Below are 15285 nucleotides of genomic sequence, written 5' to 3' on the forward strand. Positions count from 1 at the left end.
TGGCGCCGGGTCACGGTCTCCGGCACGGCTCGCTCGCGAGCCGCATGAACGCACCCAGTTCGGCGAGCCCGGCGGGCGTCGCCGGCAGGTAGTGGGTGAGGGCCCGTGAGCGCACGATAACCGCACACCACTTGCCCCGCGACACCGCCACGTTCAACCGGTTTCGGGACAGCAGGAACGACATTCCGCGGGGAACGTCGTCGACCGACGACGCCGTCATCGACACGAACACCACCGCGGCCTGACGTCCCTGGAACTTGTCGACGGTTCCGACGAGGACGTCGGTGAACCCGGCCGCCGCGAGGTGCTGCCGGATCAGGCCGACCTGCGCGTTGTAGGGGGCGACGACGAGGACGTCGGACTGGTCCAGCGGCCGGGTGCCGTCGAACGCGCCCAGGTCGGTCCACGCTCGTCCCAGCAGCGCGCCGATCCGGGCGACGATCTCGCGGGCCTCCTCGACCGACTCCGTGGCGTTGCCGCGGTGGTCGAGTATCGCGCTGTGCACCCCCGGTTCGACGCCGTCGAGGCGGCGGGCCGTCGTCACCGGTTCCTCCGAACGCAGCCGGCCGTCGTACGAGAGTGCGGACACCGGGGCGCACAGTGCGGGATGCATCCGCCAGGTGCGCTCGAGGAAGTAGCCGCGGTCGGACGGGAGCGCGTCGTGTCCCTGTGCGAGCCAGCCCAACGCGGACTCGTCGACCGGTTCGGGGTGGGTGCCCTGACTGACCTGCGGCAGCTGTTGCGGGTCCCCGAGCAGCAGCAGGTTCCGTGCGGCGGCACCGACCGCGATGGTGTTCGCGAGCGCGAACTGCCCGGCCTCGTCGATCACCAGCAGGTCGAGGCTGCCGGGCGGAATCCGCCCGGCGTGCGCGAAGTCCCACGCGGTGCCGCCGATGACGCAGCCGGTGCCGGCGGAGGTGTCGACGAACTCCGCGTAGGCGTCGGCGGTGATGGCCGTCCACGAGCGTTCGTCCCGACGCCCGTCTTTCTTGGCGACGAGCCCGCCGTCGAGGCCGGCCGCGACCACCGCGTCGAGCATGTTCTCGATCACCGAATGCGACTGGGCCACCACGCCGATCCGCCACCGGTGCCAACCGACGAGCTCGGCGATCACCCGGGCACCGGTGTACGTCTTGCCGGTGCCGGGCGGTCCCTGCACGGCCACGTAGGAATCGTCGAGATCCAGCAACGCGGCGGCGATGGTCGCGGCCGGGTCCGCGCCGCGCGCGAGGCCCGGGAGCGGAGCGCCGCTGCGGGTACGGGGCGGGATCCGCCGCAGGACGTCCACCGCGGCGTCCGGCGGCATCACGGGCACCGCCTCCGCCATCCGGTCGGCCGCGGCCTCGACGGCCTTCTCGATCCGAACCGTCGCGATCGGGTGGCCGGGAGCGGTCGCGATCGGCAGATCGCCGTACTCGACCGTGCCGGTGAGCAACTCCTCGACCACGACCACGTCGTCGAAGCCGGCGCCGGAGCCGACCGACAGTACGACCGCAGTCGACGTTCCCCGCTGGGTGGGCTTCTCACCGGCCAGCGCGTCGGGGAGCGGCGGCTCGTAGAGGGTGAACACCTCGGCACCCGGCACGACCGTGCTGCCGGTGCCCAGCCGTCCCGTCAGTCGGAGGTGCCGGCGCAGCTTCCGCTGTTTGGGGCTGCTCTTGTGCCAATCCTGCAGCACGTCCGCCTGCTCCACCTGGAGCACGTCGCGGGTATCGGACCAGTCGTCCACCGGCTGCGTCAGCCTGTCGAAGTGAGCCCACCAGAACGGCTTCCGTTCCCTGCCGTGGTACCCGATCGCGGCCGCCATCAGCGCGGCGGCCTGCTGGTCGGCGGATCGCGCCTCGCGGGGCCCGTCACCGGCGAAACGTCGCAGCACGCGTTCGGCGTGTCCGGCCGCGTCGTCGGCCGCGGGAGCGGAGGGCGCTCGTCGATGCGGCGACACACCGTGCTCGGCGGCGCGGACGAGCAACCAGTTGCGCAGTTCGCGCGTGGAGACGCAGTCGTACTCGTTGTAGTCGGCGATGCCGAGCAGCACCTCGTCCGCGGCCTCGACCATTCCGCGATCGCGAAGGTCGCAGTAACCGGCGTAGGCCACGACGGAATCGGCGGCGTTCGTGACGTCGCCTCCGCGTAGTCGATCGCCCATGTAGAGGGGCTCGAGCTTCTTGATGCTGTACGAGCGCTCCCCGATCCGCAGCGCGGCGCGGACGATCGGGTACAGGTCCACCAGCACACCGGCGCGCAGCAGGTCGTCGACGGCGTCCTCGCCGACACCGTGCCGTCCGGCCAGCCGTAGCAGAGCGGACTTCTCGTACGCGGCGTAGTGATAGACGTGCATGTCCGGGTGCTCGGTGCGCCGGGCCCGGATGTACTCCAGGAAGTCGATCAGCGCGCGCCGCTCCTGCCGGCGATCGTGCGCCCAGAACGGCCGGAACATCGGATCCGACGATCCCGCGCGCGGTTCCTCCACCACGCCGAAGAGGTATTCGAGACCCCAGTCGTTCGAGCCGGCCTCGGACCACAGCGGGTCCCCCTCGAAGTCGAAGTAGACATCCCCGGGGTCGGGCTCGGGGAGGGCTGCGAGCGCACCCGGGTCGAACACCTCGAAGGTACTGCCGCCGTCTCGTTCCCGGCGCAGTTGGATGGCGGCCTGCGCCTGCAGCGTCGCCAGGGTCCGGCCGGACAGATCCGCGACGGAGCCGGTGTGCGCGGCGAGGCCGTCGATGGTCGAGATTCCGCCCGACACCAGCTTCTGCCGACTGCTCGTACGAATCCCCGCCACCAGCAACAGGTCCCGATGGCCGTCGACCTCCGGTGCACACGTTTCGCAGCGACCGCACGCGAGGTACCGTTCGTCGCCCCACGCCACGGGGACGCCGCCCGCTCGGTGCTGGTCGAGGACGCGCTGCAGGTCGATGCGGCGCGCGGTGAACACCGGCGCGAGGTCGGCGAGGGAATGGGCCGAATCGGAACCGTCGCCGAGCAGGAGGTGCACGAGCGGCGCGGGACGGATTCCCGCGGCGGAGAGCGCGTCGGCGTACGCCGCCAGTTGCAGCAGCGCCGGAACCTCGGCGTGGCGGGCGAGTTTGGTGTCGTACACGGCGTACGCGTCGTCGCCGTCGTGAACGAGGAAATCGCAGAACCCGAGGAAGCGTCCGTCGAAGAACGTGCCCTGGTAGATCACCGGGACGCCCGCGTGGGCCGCGTCGACGGTGGCCCGGTGTGCGTCGTACAGGCCGGTGACGGTGTACTCGGGTCGGGGGATCGTCTCGACCCTGCCGTAGCGGCGTTCGAAGTCCTCGCGCACGCCGCGCTCGTGGGCTGTGCCGAGTCGAGACGTCCGTTCGAGCAGGGGATCGGTCGCGGATCCGGCTGCGGCGGGGACGAATCCGAGGAGGCCGTCGAGTCGTCGGAGCAGTGCGAACTCGCATGTCGCGGCGAGCGTCAGGTCGCCGGAGCTGTAGACCACGACGTCGTCGAGAAGGAACATCGCACCCCTTCCGGGTCGGTTCCGGTCGATTGTGCCACCGGGCGCCGACAAGGTGGGTGCCGTCGCACGACGCGTCGAACGCGTTGCGCACAATGAAGGTATGCCGTTCTTCGCCGGTGCCACCGGACAGATCCACTACCGCCGCTGGCCCCTCGCGTCTCCCGAGGGGCAGGGCCGGCCGCGTGCCGGTCTCGTCTTCCTGCACGGGATGGGGCAGCACACCGGTCACTACCACCGGTTCGCCGCCGGTCTCGCCGCGCGGGACATCGAGATGTGGGGCGTCGATCAAGCCGGGCACGGGCTCTCGGAGGGGACTCCCGGCACGCCCGGCGCGCTCACCGACCTGGCCGACGATGCGGCGCGACTCACCGAGATCGCCGCCGGTGACCGGCCAGGCCTGCCGCTGGTCCTCATGGGGCACTCCCTCGGCGCCGCCGTCTCCGTCACCCTGCTCCGTCGCGGACGCGCACCCTTCCGCGCGGCCGTGCTCTGCGGAACTCCCAAATCGGTTGTGCAACACGAGGACACCGCAGACTTCGCCGATCCGGTCTTCCCGGTGCTCGCGATCCACGGGGTCGACGACCGGCTGGCGCCGATCGACGGCGTGCGGGGCTGGACGTCGGGTCTCGCGGGCGTCACCTTGCGGGAGTATCCCGACATCGGACACGACCTGCTGCACGAGAAGACCCACCGGACGGTGACGAACGACGTCGCGGACTTCGTCCTCGGCGCTACCGTGGGCTGATGGATTCCACAAGTCTGCTGTCCGCGCTGCGCGAGCAGGGCGAGATGCTGGCCGCGACCCCGGTCGTGGCGTTGTCCGAACCCGTGCCGACGGTTCCGGGCTGGACCGTCGAACACGTGGTGCGACACACCGGCAAGGTGCACCAGTGGGTGCTCGCGGCGTTGCAGACGCCGGCCGACGCGCCGCTGTCGGACGTCGTTCGACTCGGCGACATGCCGAGGGGCCCGGAATGCGTTGCCGCATACCGACTCGCGTTCGATTCACTCGTGGACACCTTCGCTCGCCTCGACCCCGAACATCCGGCGCCGACGATGGTCGGGCCGGGCACGGCGTTCTGGTGGCTGCGCCGGCAGACCCACGAGGTGTCGGTCCACCGGATCGACGTGTCCGACACGCTGCGAGCGGCCGGCGGCCCGAGCGTTCCCGAACTCGATCCGGAGATCGCCGCCGACGGGGTCGACGAGTGGGCGCACAGCTTCCTCGACCTCCTCGCGCGGGACGGTCGACTGCCGGAGTCGCTCCACGGCCGCACCATCCACCTGCACGGAACGGACACCGGGTCGGGGGAATGGCACCTCGCGTTCGAGCCCGGCGCGGTGACGGTGACACGCGAACACCGCAAGGGCGACGTCGCGCTGCGTGGTCGGGCCCAGGATCTGTTGCTCACCATGTGGCGTCGGCGGCCGCTCGAGCGTCTCGACGTGGTCGGGGACGAGACCGTCGCGCGCGATCTGCTCGAGGCGGCAGCACTGTAGCTTCCGAACAGCTTCCGAACAGCTTCCGAACGGCTCGGGGCCCGGGTGCCGACGGCATCCGGGCCCCGAATCGTCTTCTCGCGCTTACGTGTAGATCCGGGCGATGGCCTCCGCATGCTGTTCGTGGATGATGTTGCGCTTGAGCTTGAGCGTCGGGGTCAGCTCGCCCGAGTCGACGGTGAAGTCGACCTCGAGGATCCGGTACTTCTTGATCTGCTCCGGGTTGGAGACCTTCTTGTTGCCCTCGGAGACCGCCGCGTCGATCTCGGCGACCAGGTCGGGGTGCTTCACGAGTTCCGCGATGGGGGTGTCGGCGGCGAGGCCGTTCCGCTCCTTCCATCCGGGCAGTGCCTCGGGGTCGAGCGTGATGAGCGCGCCGATGAAGGGCTTCGCGTCGCCCACGACGAGACACTGGCTGATCAGCGCGTGTGCGCGCAGGGCGTCCTCGAGCACGGCCGGGGCGACGTTCTTGCCGCCGGCGGTCACGATGATCTCCTTCTTGCGGCCGGTGATCGAGACGTAGCCCTCCGTGTCGATCGATCCGAGATCGCCGGTGTGGAACCAGCCGTCGCGGATCGCGTCGGCCGTGGCCGCCTCGTTGTGCCAGTAGCCGCCGAACACGACGGGACCGCGGATCAGCAGTTCGCCGTCCTCCGCGATCTTCGCGGCGTGACCGTCGATCGGCTTGCCGACCGTCCCGATCTTCTGGTCGCGCGTGGTGTTGACGGTGACCGCCGCGCTGGACTCGGTGAGGCCGTAGCCCTCGTACACCGGGATGCCGACACCGCGGAAGAAGTGACCGAGGCGGGCGCCGAGCGCGGCGCCACCGGACACCGCACGGTCGCATTCACCGCCCAGGGCCGAGCGGAGCTTCGAGTAGACGAGCTTGTCGAACAGGGCGTGACGCAGGCGCAGGCCGAGTCCGGCGCCGCCGGCGTCCTGCGCCTCGCTCCACGCGATCGCGGTCTCGGCGGCCTTGGCGAAGATCTTGCCCTTGCCACCGTCCTCCGCCTTCTGCTTGGCCGAGTTGTAGACCTTCTCGAACACACGGGGGACCGAGAGGATGAAGTTCGGCTTGAACACCGCGAACTGATCGAGCAGCGTGGTCAGGTCCGCGGTGTGTGCGACGGTGACCTTCGCGTCGAACGCGCCGAACGAGATGGCCCGAGCGAACACGTGGGCGAGCGGAAGGAACATCAGTGTGCGCTTGCCCTCTTCCAGCGCGTCGCCGAGCGCGATCCGCACGGCGGCCGATTCGGCGTAGAAGTTCGAGTGGGTGAGCTGCACCCCCTTGGGGCGTCCGGTGGTGCCGGAGGTGTAGATCAGGGTCGCGGGCGACGACGCGCGGACCTGGTGCCGTCGCTCGTCGAGGTCGTCGTCGCTGATGCTCGCACCGCGGGTCACCAGTTCGTCGATGGCGCCGGCCTCGATCTGGAGGACCTCGCGCAGGGCAGGGGCGGCCTCGGCGACGTCCTTGACGGTCTCGGCGTGGGTCGACGTCTCGACCACGAGCATGGACGTTGCGGAGTCCTCGAGGATCCACTGGGCCTGATCGGCCGACGATGTGTCGTAGATCGCGACCGTGCAGCCACCCGCGGTCCAGATCGCGTAGTCGAGGACCACCCATTCGTACCGGGTGGACGACAGGATCGCGACGCGGTCACCGAGTTCGATGCCCGAGGCCATCAGGCCCTTGGCAACGGCCCTGACCTCCTTCGCGAACTGGGCTGCAGTGACGTCCACCCAGCCGCCGCTGCCCGGCTTCTTGAAGGGCACGAGGTTCGGGCATTCCGCTTCGTAACGGAAGACCGTGTCGGCCATCGACGCGTCTTCCGGGATGGTGAACGACTGTGGAACCGAATACTCACGCACTGTGACCCCTCCGAGAAATGACATGACGGATGTGCATTGCATCACACTTGGAGTCTCATTGCACTCAGTCAAACGCCCGATTTGCGGCATTCCGCGCCGCCACCTGGGAAAATAGGTGTAACCGTAAGTCCTGCTAACTTTCTGCAGGTCCGGGCCCTGCAGCGTCACGAGACGGGTACGAAGTGGTCCTCCCGCGTGCACCTCCACCGGCGGACTGCGTGTTCGAGCGCGGCCGGAGGGACGTCGAGGCGGTCGGCGGCCGCGGAGAGGATCGCCGCCGGACGGGCGTCGGGCTCGACGCCGGCATCCGAGGACGCCAGGGCCGATCGGACGAACTCGTCGATGGCGAGCGTGGTGTCGTCGGCGCCCGGGGCGCCCGCGAGCAGCAGCAGGTGCTGCCAGGTGGTGTCGTCGCGGGCGCCGCTGGACTCGTCCCACACGGTGCGCAGGTGGTGCCGGGTCCCGGCGGTGCGCGTCGCGCCCACCAGGTCCTCGACGGAATCGACCTGCAGGGTGTGGAGACGTTCGGCGGTGCGCTGGATCTCGGTGGCGCGCAGAGGTGCGGTCGACTCGGAGTAGCGGCGCTTGTAGTTGCCGATCTTGCCCGCCCACAGATCGGCGCTGCCGGCCTCCTCGAACGTCCGGAGCAGGGCGCGGGCGCCGTCGGTGATCGGGCCGGACTGATGGGCGCGGCGATAGGCGAGGTAACGGTCGACGACGGTTCCCGCGTCCGCGAGGCGGGTTCCCGCAGCCTGTACCGACTCGATGATGCACAGCGCCAGGCTGTGGCGGTACTCGTCGGGCGGAACCCACCCGGCCGGATCGCCCAGCCGTTCCCGGCAGGCCTGTGTCACCGCCTGTACTTGCTGTTCCGAGACGCTCACGGATCCTCCCTGACTGCGTGGGGCCTCCGAAACGTGTATCGCCGGCGAGGCGTCGAGTGTTGCACCGGTCACGTGCCCGGTTCGCGGGCGCGTGCCAGCAGCTCCGTCACCTCACGGTCGTCGAGTTGGTGGAAGTCGATGTAGGCGCCGCCGACCCCGCCGAGGTTCGCGGGGACGAACGGGCAGACGACCTCGTCGGCGGTGACCCTCAGCCTCGACATCGCTTCGGGGGACGCGACCGGTACCGCGACCACGATCCGGCTCGCTCCCTGGGCGCGCGCCACCTGGCAGGCGACCGCGGCCGTTGCGCCGGTGGCCATCCCGTCGTCGACGAGGACGGCGGTACGGCCGGTCAGCGGTGTACGCGGATGACCGCCCCGCAGGGCGTCGGCCCGTCGAAGCAGCTCCTGCCGCTCCCTGGCCCGCACCGCGTCCACCGACTGGCGCGAGACGTGGCCGAGGCGGATGACGTCCTCGTTGAGCACCTCGGTGTCGCCCTCGCCGATGGCGCCCATCGCCAGTTCCGGCTGCCACGGCACGCCGAGCTTGCGAACCAGGATGATGTCGAGGGGGGCGCCGAGCGCGTGTGCCACCTCGAATGCGACCGGCACGCCGCCGCGGGGGAGTCCGAGTACGACCGTGTCCGTCCCGCGGAGGTGGCTCAGCGATGTGGCCAGCGCGCGACCGGCTCTCGCGCGCGTCGCGTAGTGCATGCGCGTGCTCCGTTTCGCTCTCGCTTCCGACGATACGCCCGCCGAACCGGCGCGGGCCGCGGCGGAGCACTCCGACGCGGCCCGCTTCGATGTCGACTAGGCCGTCGAGACCAGGTCGCCGTCGATGTGTGCCTGGTAGGCGGGCAGATCGAGCATGCCGTGGCCGGACAGGCCGATCACCAGGACCTCGGGCTCGGTCAGCCCGCGGGCGTACTCGGCGGCCGCGGCGATCGCGTGTGCCGACTCCGGGGCGGGGACGATGCCCTGCGTGCGGGCGAACAGCACACCGGCGTCGAAGGAGTCGCGCTGGTCGACGGCCTGGCCGGTGACGTAGCCGAGTTCGACGGTGTGGCTGAGCAGCGGCGCCATGCCGTGGTAGCGCAGGCCACCGGCGTGGATCGGGTCCGGGACGAAGTCCTGGCCGAGCGTGTGCATCTTCAGCAGCGGCGTCAGGCCGGCGACGTCGCCGTGGTCGTAGCGGTACTCGCCCTTGGTGATCGACGGGCACGCGGCGGGCTCGGCGGCGACGATGCGCGTCTGCGCCTTGCCGTGCAGCACCTCGCGGATGAAGGGGAACGCCAGGCCGGCCAGGTTGGAACCGCCACCGGCGCAGCCGAACACGACGTCGGCGTTGGCCTCGCCGGCGGCGCGCAACTGCTCGACGGCCTCGAGGCCGATCACCGTCTGGTGCAGCACCACGTGGTTGAGGACACTGCCGAGCGCGTACCGCGCGTCGGGGTCGTTCGCGGCGACCTCGACGGCCTCGGTGACCGCCATGCCCAGCGAGCCGGGGGTGTCGGGGAAGTCGGCCAGCATCTTGCGGCCCGACTCGGTGAGCTCCGACGGGCTCGGGTGCACGGTGCCGCCGTAGGTCTCCATCAGGTGCCGGCGGTACGGCTTCGACTCGTACGACGCGCGCACCTGCCACACCTCGAGGTCGATGCCGAACTTGGCGCACGCGAACGACAGCGCGCTGCCCCACTGGCCGGCGCCGGTCTCGGTGGTGATCTTCTTCACGCCGTCCTGTGCGTTGTAGTACGCCTGCGCGACGGCCGTGTTGGTCTTGTGGCTGCCGACCGGGCTCACGCCCTCGTACTTGACGTAGATGCGGGCCGGGGTGCCGAGGGCCTTCTCGAATTCCCGCGCGCGGATCAGCGGCGCGGGCCTCCACGTCCGGTACGCCTCGCGGATCGGTTCGGGGATCTCGATGTACTGGTCGGTGGTCACTTCCTGCTCGATCAGCGCGCTCGGGAACAGTGCGGCCAGGTCAGCGGCCTGAACCGGCTCCTTGGTGCCCGGGTGCAGGTGAGGCGGCGGGGCGACCGGCAGGTCCGCGACGATGTTGTACCAGTGGGTGGGGATGGCGTTCGCTACAGAATCGGACACTGCGGGTTCCTCTCGAAATGAAGGGGGGTCGCCCACATTGTGATCCCGGTCATTTCGGGCGCGCGGGCGGGGTCGTCCCTGCTCCGGTTCCGTCCCGAAGCGCTGAACGGGAGTTCACGATACGGATCGGACCCGAAAGCGGACCATGAATTCCCGTTCAGGAGTTGGGAGGGGGAGGAGGGCGGCAGGGCCATACCACGCATCGACTAAACTCACTGGTCAAATGAGTGACACCGAGCGCGACCCGCAGTCCGACAACAATCCCATCACCTTCGCCGACCTGCAGATCGACGAACGGGTGCTGAAGGCCCTCTCCGATGTCGGCTACGAGTCGCCCTCGCCCATCCAGGCCGCGACCATCCCGCCCCTGCTCGCGGGCAACGACGTCGTCGGCCTCGCGCAGACCGGTACCGGCAAGACGGCCGCGTTCGCGATCCCGATCCTGTCCCGCCTGGACGTGGAGCGGAAAGTGCCCCAGGCGCTGATCCTGGCCCCCACCCGTGAGCTGGCGCTCCAGGTCGCGGAGGCCTTCGGCAAGTACTCGGCCCACATTCCGGGTCTGCACGTGCTGCCGATCTACGGCGGCCAGGCGTACGGCGTGCAGCTGTCGGGCCTGCGTCGTGGCGCGCAGATCATCGTGGGCACCCCCGGTCGCGTGATCGACCACCTGGAGAAGGGCACGCTCGACCTGTCGAATCTCGAGTACCTCGTCCTCGACGAGGCCGACGAGATGCTCAAGATGGGCTTCCAGGACGACGTCGAGCGGATCCTCGCCGACACGCCCGAGTACAAGCAGGTCGCGCTGTTCTCGGCGACGATGCCGCCGGCGATCCGCAAGATCTCCAAGCAGTACCTGCACGATCCCGTCGAGATCACCGTCAAGGCGAAGACCGCGACCGCCGCGAACATCACACAGCGGTGGGTGCAGGTGGCGCACCAGCGCAAGCTCGACGCCCTCACCCGCATCCTCGAGGTCGAGTCGTTCGAGGCGATGATCATCTTCGTTCGGACCAAGCAGGCCACCGAGGACCTCGCCGAGCGGCTGCGGGCGCGCGGCTTCTCGGCCGCCGCGATCAACGGCGACATCGTCCAGGCCCAGCGTGAGCGCACGATCGGCCAGCTCAAGTCCGGTGCGCTCGACATCCTCGTCGCCACCGACGTCGCGGCCCGCGGCCTGGACGTCGACCGCATCTCGCACGTTGTCAACTACGACATCCCGCACGACACCGAGTCGTACGTGCACCGCATCGGCCGCACCGGCCGCGCGGGCCGCACCGGCGACGCGCTGCTGTTCGTGGCCCCGCGCGAGCGGCATCTGCTCAAGTCGATCGAGCGCACCACGCGCCAGCCGCTCACCGAGATTCAGCTGCCCACCGTCGAGGACGTCAACGCGCAGCGGGTCGCGAAGTTCGGCGATTCCATCACCGCGAGCCTGAGCTCGGACAACCTCGCGCTGTTCCGCAAGCTCATCGAGGACTATGAGCGCGAGCACGACGTGCCGCTCGCCGACATCGCCGCCGCGCTGGCGGTGCAGTCGCGGGACGGCGAGTCGTTCCTGATGGCGCCGGAGCCCCCGGCCCCGCCGCGCCGCGAGCGGGAGGCGCGGGAGCGGCCGGCCCGCCGATTCGACGAGGGCGGTCCCAGTGGTCCGCGCGTCGGTCGCGACGGCCAGGAGTTCGCGACCTACCGGATCGCGGTCGGCAAGCGGCACAAGGTGGTGCCCGGTGCCATCGTCGGCGCTATCGCCAACGAGGGTGGCCTGCGCCGCAGCGACTTCGGGCACATCAGCATCCGCCCTGATCACAGCCTGGTCGAGCTGCCCGCGAACCTGTCACGCGAGACCGTCGAGGCGCTGCGCGCGACGCGGATCTCGGGTGTGCTGATCCAGCTGCAGCCGGACCAGGGCGCGCCGGCGGGCCGCCCGTCGTCGCGGGGCGGCCGCGACGACCGGGCCGGTGGCAAGTTCAACCGCGGCAAGGGCGAAAAGTTCGGCAAGCGTCGGCCGCGCGACTGACGCCTGACCTGGGCGAACGGCTTTCGAAAGGGGCGCCGGCGGGTATCGAACCCGCCGGCGCCCCTTTTCGTCGATCGCCGAATCCTGTGACGGAAGTGATTCCTGCTCTGTAATGTGCCTCACAGTTTGGGGTCGGGGGATTCGCGCATTTCCGAGCAAGGAGGCACGAGCGTGGCCCACGTGATTCGTCGAGGATTGATCGCAGCAGGACTCATCGCCGGTGGTGCTGTCGGATTGGCTGCACCCGCCGCCGCACAACCCGATATCGCAGGCTCGATCACCGGGGCAGCCGAGTTCACCAACGGCCTGGCCGACATCGCATCGTCCGGCAGCGCCGGCGGCAGTGGCGGAACGGGGAGCGCCAGCCTGTTCGCCGGCAGCGGCGACATCGCGATCCCGCTGCCGATTCCCAGCCCCCGCGGCCTGGCGGCGCTGGCGGCTGCCACGACCCAGACCGGAAAGCCGTATCTGTGGGGCGGCAACGGCCCCGACGCGTGGGACTGCTCGGGGTTGGTGCAGTGGGCCTTCCGGACGGTGGGGATCTCGCTGCCACGCACCAGCCAGGAGATGGCGCGCGACACCGGCGGCATGCTGGTACCGCTGTCGGCGCTGCAGCCCGGCGACGTGATCACGATGAATACCTACGACATCGCCGGACACGTCGGCATCTACGCCGGCAACGGCATGGTGTTCAACGCGTACGGATCGGGTGTCCCGACCGGGCTGCGGCCGCTGTCGGACTTCACGATCCACAACATCCGTCGGTTCTTCTGATCAGCGCAGGACCTCGGTGAGAATCGGCGATCCGGTGTCGAACTGCGTCCGGTACAGCTCGGTGTAGCGTCCGCCGGCGGCGAGCAGTTCGGAGTGGTTGCCGCGCTCGACGATTCGGCCGTCTTCGACGACGAGGATCTGGTCGGCTGCGCGGATGGTGGACAGCCGGTGGGCGATCACGACCGCGGTCCGCCCTTCGAGGGCTTCGCCGAGTGCGTCCTGCACCGCGGCCTCCGACGTCGAGTCGAGGTGCGCGGTGGCCTCATCGAGGATCACGACGCGCGGCTGTGCCAGCAGCAGTCGCGCGATCGTGAGGCGTTGCCGCTCACCGCCCGACAGTCGGTACCCCCGTTCGCCGACGACGGTGTCGAGGCCGTCGGGCAGCGACTCGATCAGCGACTCCAGGTTTGCGCGCCGCAGCACGTCCCACAGGTCGGCCTCGGTCGCGTCGGGCCGCGCGAGCAGGAGGTTCGCGCGCACCGACTCGTGGAACAGGTGCCCGTCCTGCGTCACCATGCCGACTGTTGCGCGGACCGAATCGGTCGTCAGATCGCGGACGTCGACGCCGCCCACCAGGACCGCGCCGGAATCGACGTCGTACAGGCGCGGAAGCAGTTGCGCGATGGTTGATTTCCCCGCGCCGGACGACCCGACCAGTGCGGTCATCCGGCCCGGTTCCACCCGGAACGAGACGTCGTGCAGCACGGTCGCGCCGCCGCGGGTGTCGAGGCCGGCGACCTCCTCGAGGGAGGCGAGGGAGACCTTGTCGGCGGCCGGGTACGCGAAGTCGACCGACCGGAACTCGACGGACACGGGCCCTTCGGGGACATCGACGGCGTCGGGCTTTTCCGCGATGAGCGGCTTCAGGTCGAGGATCTCGAAGACTCTCTCGAAGCTGACCATCGCGCTCATGACGTCGACGCGGGCGCTCGCCAGCGAGGTGAGCGGCGAGTACAGCCGGGTGAGGAGCAGCGCGAGCGAGACGACGGCGCCGGCCTCGAGTTGTCCGCGCAGCGCGTAGTAGCCGCCCAGGCCGTAGACGAGGGCGAGCGCGAGGGCCGAGACGAGGGTGAGGGCGGTGACGAACACCGACTGCAGCATCGCGGTGCGGACGCCGATGTCGCGGACACGGCGGGCGCGCACCGCGAACTCGGCGGATTCCGCGGAGGGGCGGCCGAACAGCTTCACCAGGGTCGCACCGGGCGCCGAGAACCGCTCGGTCATCTGGGTGCTCATCACCGAGTTGTGGTTGGCGGCCTCGCGGCTCAGCCGCGCCAGTCGGGTACCCATGCGGCGGGCCGGGATCACGAACACCGGCAGGAGCAGCAGCGACAGCAGCGTGATCTGCCACGAGATGCTCACCATCACCACCAGGGTGATGGCCAGTGTCACGAGGTTCCCGACCACGCCGGAGAGGGTGTCGCTGAACGCCCGCTGAGCGCCGATCACGTCGTTGTTGAGACGGCTGACGAGCGCGCCGGTGCGGGTGCGGGTGAAGAACGCGACGGGCATGCGCTGCACGTGATCGAAGACCGCGGTGCGCAGATCGAGGATGAGGTCCTCGCCGATACTCGCGGACAGCCACCGGGTGAGCACGGCCATCCCCGCCTCGACGAGCGCGATGGCCGCGATGGCCGCGGCCAGCAGCACGACGACGCGGGTGTCGTCGCCGGCGACGATCGCATCGACGACCCGTCCGGCCAACACGGGTGTCGCCACCGCGAGCGCGGCGGTGACGACGCTGAGGAGCACGTACCAGAGGATGTGGCTACGGTGCGGGCGCGCGTAACCGGCAACCCTGCGCAGGGTCGCCCGCGAGAAGGGGCGGCGGTCCTGTTGCGCGTGCATGGCGTTGTACATCGCGTTCCACGCGGTCACGTCCATACTCATCCGTCGCCCCTCTCGTCGGCCCCGCCACTGTAGGACGGGGGTACGACACCGAAGGTAGGACCTCGAGAAAGGTTGAGGTCAAACCGGGAGGTTCGGCGTCAGCGCGCGATGTCGACGACCAGGCGTGTCGGCTCGGTGAGGGTGTAGACACGGTACGAGACGTTGCGGTCGGTGAGCCCGACGAGCGTCTGGTCGGTGCCCTCGAAGATCCCGGCGTCCCGGACCTCGGTGACGACGACGGGATTCTCGACCTCGAGCGGGTTCGGGCCCGCGTACGGCTCGACGTTCGTCATGAACGGCATCGAGGAGCCGTCGATCAGGACCTGCAGAATGCCCTGGCCGGCGACCGCGAGGGGGTTGCCGCTGCCCTGCTGGGTCGCAGTGGACACGATCTCGGCGCGCCAGCCGGGGGTTCCGGTGCCGCCGAACTCGTAGACCACGCGGTCGAAGCCGTCGTGCTTCCCGACGCGGATGTCGGTGATGGTGAGCGCGGCATCCGCTGACGCCGCGGAGGTCTGCGGCGCCGCCTGCCCGGTCGGTGCGGCGGTCAGCGTGCCCTCGGCGGGAGCAGCGAGCGCCTTCGGCTGGCGGCTCGAGTCGGAGTCGGAGTCGACGGCGGCCGACGAGGTCATCGACGTGGTCGAGGCGGCCGGCTCGGATTCGGCGCTGGTGCACCCCGCGAGGGCGAGTGCGGCGACGGCGACGGACGACATGGCGAGGGTGCGGCGGGACCGGAAGTGCGTCATGTCTCGGGATGGTAGG

Annotated in this window: 11 protein-coding genes; 4 read left to right on the top strand and 7 right to left on the bottom strand. The window is 70.0% G+C overall.

Features of this window, described 5'->3' with window-relative positions:
* Nucleotides 1-10: 10 nt before the first annotated feature.
* Complete coding sequence (locus tag ABTV10_RS07995; RefSeq protein WP_499033799.1) at nucleotides 11-3490, bottom strand: TM0106 family RecB-like putative nuclease; 3480 nt, start codon at nucleotides 3488-3490, stop codon at nucleotides 11-13.
* A 100-nt stretch (nucleotides 3491-3590) separates the two neighbouring features.
* Here ABTV10_RS07995 and ABTV10_RS08000 point away from each other — a divergent pair, with 100 nt between their 5' ends.
* Together ABTV10_RS08000 and ABTV10_RS08005 are read left to right on the top strand one after the other, a co-directional pair.
* Nucleotides 3591-4235, top strand: a complete 645-nt coding sequence (locus ABTV10_RS08000; protein ID WP_499033802.1) for an alpha/beta hydrolase — start codon at nucleotides 3591-3593, stop codon at nucleotides 4233-4235.
* Entirely contained in the window at nucleotides 4235-4990 is a 756-nt protein-coding gene (locus tag ABTV10_RS08005) for a maleylpyruvate isomerase N-terminal domain-containing protein (RefSeq protein WP_499033805.1), read from the top strand. Before ABTV10_RS08000 ends, ABTV10_RS08005 begins: the two co-directional genes overlap by 1 nt.
* A gap of 84 nt (nucleotides 4991-5074) precedes the next feature.
* Here the strand turns inward: ABTV10_RS08005 and ABTV10_RS08010 are convergent, their stop codons facing one another.
* From ABTV10_RS08010 to ABTV10_RS08025, 4 genes are all read right to left on the bottom strand, one after another.
* On the bottom strand, nucleotides 5075-6862 hold the full coding sequence (locus tag ABTV10_RS08010; RefSeq protein WP_499033807.1) for an AMP-dependent synthetase/ligase: 1788 nt from the start codon (nucleotides 6860-6862) through the stop codon (nucleotides 5075-5077).
* 164 nt (nucleotides 6863-7026) lie between these two features.
* Nucleotides 7027-7746 (bottom strand): DUF8548 family protein, encoded by a 720-nt coding sequence (locus tag ABTV10_RS08015; RefSeq protein WP_499033808.1) that lies wholly within the window; start codon nucleotides 7744-7746, stop codon nucleotides 7027-7029.
* A 68-nt stretch (nucleotides 7747-7814) separates the two neighbouring features.
* Entirely contained in the window at nucleotides 7815-8459 is a 645-nt protein-coding gene (locus ABTV10_RS08020; RefSeq protein WP_499033809.1) for a phosphoribosyltransferase, read from the bottom strand.
* 96 nt (nucleotides 8460-8555) lie between these two features.
* Nucleotides 8556-9845 (bottom strand): TrpB-like pyridoxal phosphate-dependent enzyme, encoded by a 1290-nt coding sequence (locus ABTV10_RS08025; RefSeq protein WP_499033810.1) that lies wholly within the window; start codon nucleotides 9843-9845, stop codon nucleotides 8556-8558.
* A 223-nt stretch (nucleotides 9846-10068) separates the two neighbouring features.
* Here ABTV10_RS08025 and ABTV10_RS08030 point away from each other — a divergent pair, with 223 nt between their 5' ends.
* Nucleotides 10069-11859 (top strand): DEAD/DEAH box helicase, encoded by a 1791-nt coding sequence (locus tag ABTV10_RS08030; RefSeq protein ID WP_499033812.1) that lies wholly within the window; start codon nucleotides 10069-10071, stop codon nucleotides 11857-11859.
* A 171-nt stretch (nucleotides 11860-12030) separates the two neighbouring features.
* Nucleotides 12031-12633, top strand: coding sequence for an NlpC/P60 family protein (locus ABTV10_RS08035; RefSeq protein WP_499033813.1), 603 nt, complete (start codon nucleotides 12031-12033; stop codon nucleotides 12631-12633).
* On the opposite strand, the gene ABTV10_RS08040 is transcribed toward ABTV10_RS08035, so the two are convergent.
* Together ABTV10_RS08040 and ABTV10_RS08045 are read right to left on the bottom strand one after the other, a co-directional pair.
* Nucleotides 12634-14523 (bottom strand): ABC transporter ATP-binding protein, encoded by a 1890-nt coding sequence (locus ABTV10_RS08040; RefSeq protein WP_499033814.1) that lies wholly within the window; start codon nucleotides 14521-14523, stop codon nucleotides 12634-12636.
* 98 nt (nucleotides 14524-14621) lie between these two features.
* Complete coding sequence (locus ABTV10_RS08045; protein WP_499033815.1) at nucleotides 14622-15269, bottom strand: AMIN-like domain-containing (lipo)protein; 648 nt, start codon at nucleotides 15267-15269, stop codon at nucleotides 14622-14624.
* Nucleotides 15270-15285 lie beyond the last annotated feature (16 nt).

The sequence above is a fragment of the Paraburkholderia sp. RHO2 genome, from assembly GCF_050955445.1.
Lineage (GTDB): Bacteria > Actinomycetota > Actinomycetes > Mycobacteriales > Mycobacteriaceae > Prescottella > Prescottella agglutinans_A.

What these genes read in the sequence shown, in the direction of transcription:
- ABTV10_RS07995 (WP_499033799.1), bottom strand. Translation starts at nt 3,490, where the DNA reads ATGTTCCTTCTCGACGACGTCGTGGTCTACAGCTCCGGCGACCTGACG.
- ABTV10_RS08000 (WP_499033802.1), top strand. Translation starts at nt 3,591, where the DNA reads ATGCCGTTCTTCGCCGGTGCCACCGGACAGATCCACTACCGCCGCTGG.
- ABTV10_RS08005 (WP_499033805.1), top strand. Translation starts at nt 4,235, where the DNA reads ATGGATTCCACAAGTCTGCTGTCCGCGCTGCGCGAGCAGGGCGAGATG.
- ABTV10_RS08020 (WP_499033809.1), bottom strand. Translation starts at nt 8,459, where the DNA reads ATGCACTACGCGACGCGCGCGAGAGCCGGTCGCGCGCTGGCCACATCG.
- ABTV10_RS08030 (WP_499033812.1), top strand. Translation starts at nt 10,069, where the DNA reads ATGAGTGACACCGAGCGCGACCCGCAGTCCGACAACAATCCCATCACC.
- ABTV10_RS08040 (WP_499033814.1), bottom strand. Translation starts at nt 14,523, where the DNA reads ATGAGTATGGACGTGACCGCGTGGAACGCGATGTACAACGCCATGCAC.
- ABTV10_RS08045 (WP_499033815.1), bottom strand. Translation starts at nt 15,269, where the DNA reads ATGACGCACTTCCGGTCCCGCCGCACCCTCGCCATGTCGTCCGTCGCC.